Here is a 9,669-nt window from a genome sequence, read left to right on the forward strand (position 1 = left end):
GCCGGCGCCCACGCCGACGGCGGTACGGCGCAGTTCGGCGACGGTGGGCCCGCACATACGGGCCTGGCAGGGCCCCAGCCCGGCGCGCGTCGCCAGCTTCGCCACCGCCGGTTCCGTACGGGTCGGGTCGGCGGCCGACCGGCACACCGCCGCGTACGTCGTCTCCTCGCAGCGGCAGATCACCGTGTCGGGGCGCAGCCAGCCGGGCCAGGCCCGGCCGATGGGATGGGCGGTCGCCAGCCGGGCGGCGAACGCCCTGCCCCGGTCGCGGTTCGCCCGGAGCGTGGCCAGGCCGCGTGATTCCGGGGCGCCGCCGGCCGCGATCCAGCCGGCCACGGCGCCCTCGGCGCGTGAGGCCGGGGCGCCGGCGACACCGGTGATCTCGCCCGCCGCGTACACGCGCCTCCGGCTCGTCCGCTGGTCGTCGTCCACGTCCACGAAGACCTCGGCGGACCCGGGCGGCGAACCGGCGGACAACGGGCCAAGGGCGCACCCGGCCGCGACCGGCAGTTCCAGTCGCGGGGTGAACCCGTGACCGACGCAGACGGCATCCACGGCGATGACCCGTTCGCTGCCCGGCACCACCGACCAGTCCGCGCGGACGCGGGCGGTGACGATCTCCTCGACCCGGCCGTCCCCACGCGCCTCGACGACCGCCGCGCCGAACCGGTACGGGACCCGGTGGCGTGCCAGCGCCGCCGCGTACGCGAGGAGTTCACCGGACTTGCCGAGCTGCGGCCCCAGTTCCCACGGGCGGCGCAGCCAGCCTCCGGCCACCGCCCCGGGCCCGGCCGCCTCCAGCACCTCCAGGACCCGCGACCCGGCCTCCAGCAGTGACGTCGCCACCGGCAGCAGGAACGGCCCCGTGCCGGCGACCACCACCCGGTCCCCGACGGCCACGCGTTCTCCCTTGGCCAGCGCCTGGGCCGCGCCCGCCGTGTAGACGCCGGGCAGGTCCCAGCCGGGGAACGGGAGCACCCGGTCATGGGCTCCGGTGGCGAGCACCAGCGCGTCGGGCTCCAGCACATGGCGGCGCCGGGGCGTACCGCTCAGGACGTGCACCAGCGGCGGCCCGTCCGTAGCCGGGTCGGCCGCGCCGCCCGCACCGGTCACGTCGCGGCGCTCCAGAGCCCAGACCGAACTCTCCGCCCACCAGGAGCAGCGCGGGTGCCCGAGCACCCGGCGGACCCGGCGGTCGAAGGAGCGGTAGCCGTGCTGGAGGGCTCCGGGGTCGGTCGCCCCGTACGCCTCGGGCAGCATGCGGTGGTACTGGCCGCCGGGCCGTTCGGCCGTGTCGATCAGCGTCACCTCCGCACCCGCCGCCAGCGCCGCGTCGGCGGCGGCGAGGCCGGACGGTCCGGCGCCCACGACGACGACATGACGACGGCCTGTCACCGGAGCCCCGCTCATGGGCGCGGCCCGTTCCGCTCGCCGGTGGCGCGTGACTGTGTGGTCACCACGTCACCGTCCCGGGCGCGGCGGCGGCACGCCCGTACGTCACGCTCGTCGTTCACCGTCACCAGGCAGTCGAAGCAGACACCGATACCGCAGAACACACCGCGCGGCGCTCCCGACGGGGCCTGGCGCCAGGACGTCCGGCCGGCGGCCAGCAGAACCCCGGCCAGGGTCTGGCCGGCGACGCCGTTGTACGGATCACCGTCCACCGTGATGGTCAGCGGCCGGTCCCGGCGGCCGGCCGGGTCGGACCCGGCGGGTACCAGACGTGGGCTCATGATCCCTCCTCGGTGATGGTCGAAAGGCCGAGCGCGTCGCCGAGCACCGCCGGCCGGTCCACCCGGAACGGACTCGCGTCGATCGCCGTCGCACCGCCCGTCAGCAACTCGCGCAGCAGGAGCGCGGTGCCGACGGACAGCCCGATCCCCGCCCCCTCGTGACCCGTCGCGTGCCAGAGTCCGGCCAGTCGCGGATCGGCGCCGATGACGGGCAGATGGTCGGGGACGTACGGGCGGAAGCCCCCGTACGCACGCATGACGTGAACGCCCGCAAGGGAGGGGAAGAGCTTCAGCGCCTTGGCCGCGACGGCGGACAGCACCTCGGGGCGCAGACGGTCGTCGAAGCCGACGCGCCGCCGGGACGATCCGAGCAGGACGCTGCCCGCCCGGGTCGACTCGACCACCGCCGAGGTCTGAAGGTCACCCGCGCCGCTGCCCACCGCGCCCACGTAGTCGGCGTCGTAGACCTTGTGGAAGACCGTCGGCGGCAGGGGAGTGGTGACGAGCACCTCGCCCCGGCGGGGGCGGACGTCCAGCGGAACGCCGAGCCGCCGGGCGACCTCGCCCGACCACGGTCCCGCCGCGTTGACGAACACATCGGCCTCCACCGGCCCGTCCGCCGTGCGCACCGCCGTCAGCCGCCCGCCGCGCGTGACGGCGCCGTGCACCTCGCGGCCGGTACGCAGGCGGGCCCCGGCTCGCAGGGCGTCGGCGAGCAGGGCGGTCGCCGCGCCGGCCGGCTGCACCTGTGCGTCGTCCGGGTAGTACACCGCGGCGGTGCGCCGCTCGGTGAGGAAGGGCTCGGCGGCGGTCAGGGCGTCGTCGTCCAGGGTCTCGGCCCGGACCCCGGCCGCGCGCTGGGCCGCGGCGAAGGGGAGCAGCGCCTCGGCGCCCTCGGGTGTGGTGGCCACGACGACGCCGCCCTTGGGGTCCCACTCGACCGCGTCCACGTCGTCCATGCCGCCCATGGCGCCCCTTTCGCTCGCCGACGGGGGCCGTTCGGCGAGGGAGGCCAGCACTTCGGGCCACAACCGGCGGGACAGCTGGGCGAGTTCCAGTTCAGGACCCGGGCCCTTGTCGGAGACCAGGATGTTCCCCTCGCCGTGCGAGGTGGTCGCGGCGGCGGCCCCGGCGCGGTCCAGTACGAGTACGTCGAAACCGGCGACGGCGAGTTCGCGGGCGCAGGCGGCGCCGATGATCCCGGCACCCACAATGACGACTCGTGTTCGGTTCATCGGACCTCCGCGTTCTGCATAGCGAACGATGCGAGGTACCGGAGGTGTCAACGACGCCGTACGGGGACCTCAGTGAGGCGCTTCCGGCGTCTCGTGCCGGGCACCGCTGCCCGGCCGGTAGTGGAGCAGCAGTACCGATCGCACCGGCCCGTCGTGTGCCGCGTAGCGGTGGGGGAGCGAGGCGTCGAACGAGACGTAGTCGCCGGGCCCCAGTTCCACCTCGTGCCCGTCCACCTCGACATGGAGCGTGCCGCTCTGCACCACGGTGTGCTCGGTCCCCGCGTGCCCGAGCGACGGCTGCCGCGCACCGGCGCGCACCCGCTGGTCGTACACCTCCATGATGACCCCGCCCGCCTCGATCCGCCGGAGCGGGCGCAGGTCGACACCCTCGCCGCTCAGTACGTCGACCTCGGCCGCCCGCACCACGGTCATCGCCTCCGCGCGGCCGGTGTCGAGCAGGTCGGAGATCGGCACCTCCAGAGCCCGGGAGAGGCTGAAGACCGTCTCGATGGTGGGATTGCCGGTGGCCGACTCCAGCTGTGACAGGGTCGCCTTGCCGATCTTGGACAGCCGGGACAGCTCCGAGAGCGACAGACCGCGCCGGCCCCTCTCGCGGCGGAGATTGGCGGCCAGCGCGCTTCGGACCGGGCTGCTGGGGGACATCGGGCGAGCTCCTTCGACCGTCAGGTCTGTTCGCTTCGGCCTGTTCGCTTCGATGGGCGGCGACGAGGCCGGTGCGTTCGGTATCACGAACGTTACTCGACCGGTGAGCCGGCAGGTCGCTCTTCCGGGCGCCCGACCGTCGTCACCTCGCGTCGAACGGAACCGTCCGCCACGGACTGTCCGGCGCGGTCGCCAGCGCCACATGGGCGTCGAGCACGGTCGTGTACCAGGGGCCGAACTCCTCCTCGTCGAAGTGGAGACACCTCCCCAGCACATAGCCGGCGGAGAACTCCTCCCACGAGCCGTACGCCGCCCGCGCCGCCCCCGACGCGCGTTCGAGCGCCGTGCACATCTCGGCCTCGGTGGCGTACCGGGCACCCCGGCCCCAGCGGGCCATCTTGGAGCCGCGCCCGATGTCCCACGCGGCGACCGACCGGACGACGCCGTCCGGCGGCAGGAGCCCGTCGGCGCGGAAGCGGGCCTCGTAGCGGAGCAACTTGCCCACCAGGGCGCGGAGATGGGCCACGAAGTCGTCGAACTCGGCGTCGTCCGCCGACGTTCCGGTCCGGGCGGCCTGGTCGCGCATCGTCGCCTCCACGCAGTCCCGCCACTGCTCGGCGTCGACGCGAGGGCCCTGCGCCGCGATCAGCGCCGTACGCGCGCCGAGGACGAAGTCCCAGTACCACGGGCTGACTTCGCATGCGAGCAGCCGTTCCTCGATCGCGAGCCAGTCCGCGCGGTCGTGGACGCCCCAGGAGTCCGCGACGCGCTCCCGCTCGCCCCGGTGACCCATGCCGTGCCAGTGCGCGGTGTTCCACGCGTCGCCGTTCGTGAAGCACAGGTGCGCGCCGCAGGCCAGGCCGTGCAGCAGCGGTCCCGCCTCCGGAGCGCCGGTGCGCCGGGTCACCAGACGGTCCATCAACTCCTCGGAGGAGAACAGCTCGTGATGCAGATCCACCCAGACGTCACGCTCGTCGTCGTCGGTGGGGAAGTACTGCTCGCAGGGCGTGGCCACGTTGACCGCGAGGATGTCCACACCGTCGGGGAGTATCCGCGCGAGCGCGCCCAGGGTCGCGTACTCGTAGACGAGGTACGGGTGCGGCCTGGGCAGCAGGCCCGCCGTGTAGACCTGTGCCACGGTGCGTCCGTCGGGGATCTCGTTGGTCAGCATCGGGTACGTGGACTCGTCGGCCGCCAGTGCCTCGTCGAGCCTGACCGGGTAGTACACGCCCTCGATGGCCATGGCACGCAGATACGCGTACGCGTTGCCGGTCCCGGCCAGCTTGTGGAGATGCTGCTCCAGATCGGCGGGCGCCTGCCAGCGGCCGCCGTCCGGCGGGCCGGGGACGATGGGGAAGAACTCGTCGTGGACCTCGTCCTCGGCCGCCGTCTGCATGGGTCCCCCTCCGTACCGTACCGGTGCCGGCCTGGCTCAGGCCGCAAGATCATCCGCCTACGGTACCGGTGACGGCGGACGCTCCCGTACGCCATCCGCACGGGCCGTCCGGTGGGCATCACGGTCGTCAACCAGCCCTTTTACAGGGCATGCTGACGCTTCGTCAGTGCGCGGGCTTCTCCCACACCGAGATGTGCCGTTCGCTCTCGCTCGTGAAGGGTTCGCCCCGCCAGCCCGCCCACCGGTCGCGCAGCCGCATCCCGGCGAGCTGCGCCATCAGGTCGAGTTCCGCCGGCCAGACGTACCGGAACGGCACCGACCAGTAGTCGCCGCGACCGTCGAAGACCTCGACGTAGTTGGAGCTCATCTCCTGCGTCGCGACGTCGTAGACGTCGAACGACCAGCGTGTCGGACTCACATGGAACGGCACCACGTCCTGGCCGGCCGGGAGCTTCCGCAGCTCGGGCAGCATGGTCTCGATGACGAAGCTGCCGCCGGGCGCGAGATGGGCGGCGACATTGCGGAAGCAGGCCACTTGGGCGGCCTGGGTCGTGAGATTCATGATCGTGTTGAAGACGAGGTACGCGACGGAGAACGTCCCGTCCACCCTCGTCGTCGCGAAGTCCCCGATCGTCACGCCGATCGCGTCGCCACCTGGCTTGTCCCGCATACGGGCGACCATCGCGCGGGACAGATCGATGCCGTGGACCGGGACCCCGCGCTCGGCCAGCGGGAGCGCCACCCGCCCCGTACCGATGCCCAGTTCGAGCGCCCGGCCCCCGTCGGCGAGCCCCGCCAGCAGATCGGTCATCGGAGCCAGGGTCTCCGGCTGGAACTCCCGTGCCGACGGATTGTCGTACGTGGCCGCGACGCGTTCGCCGAAGTAACCGTCCTCATCGTCCATGGGACGGACCGTAGGGCAGTGGCCGCTCGCGGCGCCCCCGATTTTCCGTGTGGCGCGCGCGGAGAACCCGGCTGTCAGTGGTGGCTGCGATGCTGGCGTTCATGGACGAACTGAAGCGGCGCCGGGTGTACGGCGCCGACCACGAGGACCCGGACCCCGGGCCGCGGACCGGCCACAGCTACCGGGAGCTGTGCGCGGGCCCGCTCGACGGGCTGCTCCTGGACGTCACCGGCTGGACCGACCAGGAGCTCGCCGAGGGCGCGACGCTCCCGACGGAGATAGGCGCGTACGGACCGGGCGGGCGCACCCTGTACGGGCCGCGCGACGGCGACCCGCGGCGCTGGGACTGGCAGGGCGACTCACGCTGAACCGCGGCCCCCCGCCCGGCAGCCGCGCTCAGTTCCCGCCGAGCCCCGGCAGCGCCGGACCGTGCGCCGTGCGCCTCGCTCTCCGGGCGGCCGGCGTTACGTCCGCGACGCGTCCGCGGCGCGGTCGGCGCCGTGCACGGTCAGCGTGTCCGGTGCCCCCACCCGGACCCGGCCGGTCGCGTCGAGCCGTACGGCCAGGGGCGCGCCCGCCACCCGCAGACCGGTCAGCTCCAGCGGGCCGATGCCCTCGGCGGCGCGCGCCGAGAAGCGCAGCGTGCCGGCCGGTACGTCGGCCTCCAGGCCGAGCGCGGCCTGGAGCAGGGCCACGGCGGACGCCGCCGACCACGCCTGTGGGCGGCACGACGCCGGATACGGGGCGGGCACGCTGTCGGTGGCGGAGCCGTGACCGGCGAACAGCTCGGGCAGCCGGCCCTCGAACGTCGTGGACGCGGCGATCAGACCGCCGGCCAGCGACGCGGCCTCGGCCGGGAAGCCGGCCCGGGCCAGGCCGTGCACGGCAATGGCGGTGTCGTGCGGCCAGATCGACCCGATGTGATAGCCGAACGGGTTGAAACCGGTCGAATCCGTGCTCAGCGTACGCAGTCCGAAGCCGGAGTTCAGCTCCGGTCCCGCCAGCCGGGCGGCGAGCAGCGCGCTCTCCTCCTCGTCGAGCAGTCCGGTGCCCAGCAGATGGCCGAAGCCCGAAGTGACCGAGTCCACCGGGCGTTTGGCGGCGTCGAGCGCCACGGCCGGGTAGCGGCCGGTCTCGTCCTCGACCCAGAAGCTCTCCCGGAAGCGCCGCTTGAGCCGCTCCGCCCACTGTTCCCAGCGCTCCGCGCCGGGCCGGCCGAAGGCACGCAGCAGCGCGGCGCCGCCCATCGCCGCCTCGTAGCCGTACGCCTGGACCTCGCACAGGGCGATGGGGGCCTCGGCGAGCGTGCCGTCGCGCCAGCGGATGGCGTCGCCCGAGTCCTTCCAGCCCTGGTTGGCGAGACCCTCGCCCGAGACGTCGATGTACTCCAGCAGACCGTCGCCGTCCGCGTCGCCGTACGCCGCCAGCCACTCCAGCGCGGCCTCGGCGTGCGGCAGCAGGTCCCGGACCTGCTCGGGGTCGAGGCCCCAGCGCCACGCGTCGTGCAGCAGGATCACCCACAGCGGGGTGGCGTCCACCGTGCCGTAGTAGACCGGCGGCAGCGTCGCGCCCTCGTTGAGCTTGAGCTCCTCGCGGCGCACCTCGTGCAGGATCTTGCCGGGCTGCTCGTCGCTGCGGGCGTCGGTCGTGACGCCCTGGCGGCGGGCGAGCGTACGCAGCGTGCCGGCCGCCAGTTCCGTGCCGAGCGGGAGCAGCATCCGCGCAGCCCAGAGGGAGTCACGCCCGAACAGGGTGAGGAACCACGGGGATCCGGCGGCCAGGAACTGGTCCTGCGGGTGCTCCGGATCGGCCAGCAGCAGCCGCTCCAGGTCGCCGACCGAGCGGGCGAAGAACCGGTCCATGCGGTGGTCGGCGCTGCGCAGCGCGGTGGCCGACCACGGCACCGCGTCGCGGGCCACGGCCGGGAAACGCAGCGGTTCGTCGTCGGTGACGACGCACTCCAGGGTCGTACGCCACGACTGGCGCGCGGCCAGCGCCACCTCGAACCGCAGCTCGCCCGTGGCCGCCTCGATCCGGGGGGAGCCCGAGGTCGCGCGGAGCCGGACACCGACCCCGTCCCGGCTCCAGACCAGCGTGTCGCCCTCGACGCCGGCGGGCAGCGCGGGCACCGGACGGCCGGACTTGACGTCGATCATGCTCGCCAGGTCGCTGCCCGCACCGACGACGACCTCCACCCGTATGTCCTTGACGCCCGCGTTCGCGATCTCCAACTCCTCGCGCAGCACGCCCGGTTCGACCGAGCGGACGCGGTGCAGGGTGACGGCCGGGTCGGCGGTGTGCTCGCCGACGCCGCGCAGCACGGCGCGGAAGGCCGTGCGGTCGGCGGAGGCCATCGTGGTGCTGACGGGGAGGACGGGCACGCCCTCGACCCGGACCGAGAGTCTTGAGAGCAGCCGGCGATCGCCGTGGAAGAACCCGTCGGGGCCGCCGTCGATGTCACCGGCCGGCCGGGACAGCACCAGGCTGGGCGCGTAGAGCGTGGTGCAGACGTCGTGCAGAAAGGGCTGAAGGCCCTCGGTGACGACGTCCGCGGGCGGCTGGTGACCGGCGGGGTTTCCCTGGACGACCGTGTTCACTGTGTGGCGCCTCTCGTGATTTGGATCGATCAAAATTCACCTTAACCCTTGCCAAGCTGCCAGGGGAAAGAGTTTTATCGATCCATTGCAGATGCGGCGCCGCATTTCGAGCGGCCGCCGTGCGAGGAACGGAGGCCGTTGGTGGCACGTACGACGTCGGCAGGCGGGCGCAAGGGAGGGCCGGTCACCCTGGCTCTCGTCGCCCAGCGGGCCGGGGTGTCCACGCAGACGGTGTCCAACGCGCTCAACTCGCCCGACCTCCTCGCGCCGGCGACCCTGAAGCGGGTCCGCGCGGCGCTCGACGAGCTGGACTACCGGCCCCACCAGGCGGCCCGTTCGCTGCGCACCCGCTCCAGCCGGCTGATCGGTTACGGCGTCCAGCCCACGCCCCCCGGCCTGTCGACGCCCGTGTCCGACCACTTCCTGCACGCGCTCTCGGACTCGGCGGACCGGGCCGGCTACCGGATCCTGCTCTTCGCCGCGCCCGCCGACGACGAGGCCGAGCGTTACGACGAGTTGCTGCGGGAGCACTCGGTCGACGGGTTCGTCCTCAGCAACACCTACCGGGGCGACAAACGACCGGGCTGGCTCCACAAGAACGCGGTCCCGTTCATCGCGTTCGGCCGGTGGTCGGCGAAGGACACCGGCGACTGGGTCGACGTCGACGGTGCGCACGGCACCGCCGCCGCCGTCGACCACCTGGTCGCTGCCGGGCACCGGAAGATCGCGTTCCTGGGCTGGCCGCGCGGCTCGGGCGTCGGTGACGACCGCGCCGGCGGCTGGCGCGAGGCCATGCGCCGGCACGACCTGCCCATACGCGACCTGCGGGTGTCGTCGCTGGACGACGTGGACGCCGCGCGCAGCGCGGTCGCCCGTGTCGTCGGCCGCGCCACCGCCGTGGTGGCGGCGAGCGACACCCTCGCGCTCGGCTGCTACCGCGCGCTGCGGGACGCGGGGCTCAGCCCGGGGCGTGACGTGGCGGTCGTCGGCTTCGACGACTCGCCCGCCGCCGGTCTCCTCTCGCCGAGCCTCAGCTCCGTCCGCCAGCCGCTGGACGAGGTCGGGCGGGCCTGCACCCGGATCCTCACGGCCCGTATCAAGGACCCCGACTCCGCACCGGAGCGCGTGCTCCTGGCGCCCG

9 protein-coding genes are annotated in these 9,669 nt (G+C 73.7%); 2 read left to right on the forward strand and 7 right to left on the reverse strand.

The genetic code is table 11. The features are described from left to right. The 6 genes from GXP76_RS31145 to GXP76_RS31170 form a co-directional block, all read right to left on the reverse strand. A partial coding sequence (locus GXP76_RS31145; RefSeq protein WP_242574972.1) for an NAD(P)/FAD-dependent oxidoreductase occupies positions 1-1,395 on the reverse strand: 1,395 nt, incomplete at its 3' end. Between the two features lie 11 nt (positions 1,396-1,406). Then, on the reverse strand, positions 1,407-1,733 hold the full coding sequence (locus tag GXP76_RS31150; protein ID WP_242574973.1) for a (2Fe-2S)-binding protein: 327 nt from the start codon (positions 1,731-1,733) through the stop codon (positions 1,407-1,409). Next, a complete protein-coding gene (locus GXP76_RS31155; RefSeq protein ID WP_242574974.1) occupies positions 1,730-2,968 on the reverse strand; it encodes an FAD-binding oxidoreductase in 1,239 nt (412 codons plus the stop codon). The genes GXP76_RS31150 and GXP76_RS31155 overlap by 4 nt, the downstream gene beginning before the upstream one ends. A gap of 69 nt (positions 2,969-3,037) precedes the next feature. Next, on the reverse strand, positions 3,038-3,631 hold the full coding sequence (locus tag GXP76_RS31160) for a helix-turn-helix domain-containing protein (protein ID WP_242574975.1): 594 nt from the start codon (positions 3,629-3,631) through the stop codon (positions 3,038-3,040). Between the two features lie 142 nt (positions 3,632-3,773). Next, positions 3,774-5,027 (reverse strand): DUF1266 domain-containing protein, encoded by a 1,254-nt coding sequence (locus tag GXP76_RS31165; RefSeq protein WP_242574976.1) that lies wholly within the window; start codon positions 5,025-5,027, stop codon positions 3,774-3,776. Positions 5,028-5,190: 163 nt separating this feature from the next. Then, the gene (locus tag GXP76_RS31170; RefSeq protein WP_242574977.1) at positions 5,191-5,931 is read right to left on the reverse strand and encodes a class I SAM-dependent methyltransferase; all 741 of its coding nucleotides are present in this window, start codon (positions 5,929-5,931) and stop codon (positions 5,191-5,193) included. Positions 5,932-6,032: 101 nt separating this feature from the next. Here GXP76_RS31170 and GXP76_RS31175 point away from each other — a divergent pair, with 101 nt between their 5' ends. Next, a complete protein-coding gene (locus GXP76_RS31175) occupies positions 6,033-6,299 on the forward strand; it encodes a hypothetical protein (protein ID WP_242574978.1) in 267 nt (88 codons plus the stop codon). A 96-nt stretch (positions 6,300-6,395) separates the two neighbouring features. Here the strand turns inward: GXP76_RS31175 and GXP76_RS31180 are convergent, their stop codons facing one another. After that, positions 6,396-8,528, reverse strand: a complete 2,133-nt coding sequence (locus GXP76_RS31180) for a glycogen debranching N-terminal domain-containing protein (protein ID WP_242574979.1) — start codon at positions 8,526-8,528, stop codon at positions 6,396-6,398. A 141-nt stretch (positions 8,529-8,669) separates the two neighbouring features. Between GXP76_RS31180 and GXP76_RS31185 the strand changes: the two genes are divergently transcribed. After that, positions 8,670-9,669, forward strand: a 1,000-nt coding sequence (locus tag GXP76_RS31185) for a LacI family DNA-binding transcriptional regulator (protein WP_242574980.1), incomplete at its 3' end; no start/stop codon positions are given.

The sequence above is a fragment of the Streptomyces sp. NP-1717 genome (genome assembly GCF_022695985.1).
Taxonomy (GTDB): Bacteria; Actinomycetota; Actinomycetes; order Streptomycetales; family Streptomycetaceae; genus Streptomyces.

Bases quoted from the DNA above. Each gene is read 5' to 3' on its own strand.
- GXP76_RS31150 (WP_242574973.1), bottom strand. From the start codon at position 1,733: ATGAGCCCACGTCTGGTACCCGCCGGGTCCGACCCGGCCGGCCGCCGG.
- GXP76_RS31155 (WP_242574974.1), bottom strand. From the start codon at position 2,968: ATGAACCGAACACGAGTCGTCATTGTGGGTGCCGGGATCATCGGCGCC.
- GXP76_RS31160 (WP_242574975.1), bottom strand. From the start codon at position 3,631: ATGTCCCCCAGCAGCCCGGTCCGAAGCGCGCTGGCCGCCAATCTCCGC.
- GXP76_RS31165 (WP_242574976.1), bottom strand. From the start codon at position 5,027: ATGCAGACGGCGGCCGAGGACGAGGTCCACGACGAGTTCTTCCCCATC.
- GXP76_RS31170 (WP_242574977.1), bottom strand. From the start codon at position 5,931: ATGGACGATGAGGACGGTTACTTCGGCGAACGCGTCGCGGCCACGTAC.
- GXP76_RS31175 (WP_242574978.1), top strand. From the start codon at position 6,033: ATGGACGAACTGAAGCGGCGCCGGGTGTACGGCGCCGACCACGAGGAC.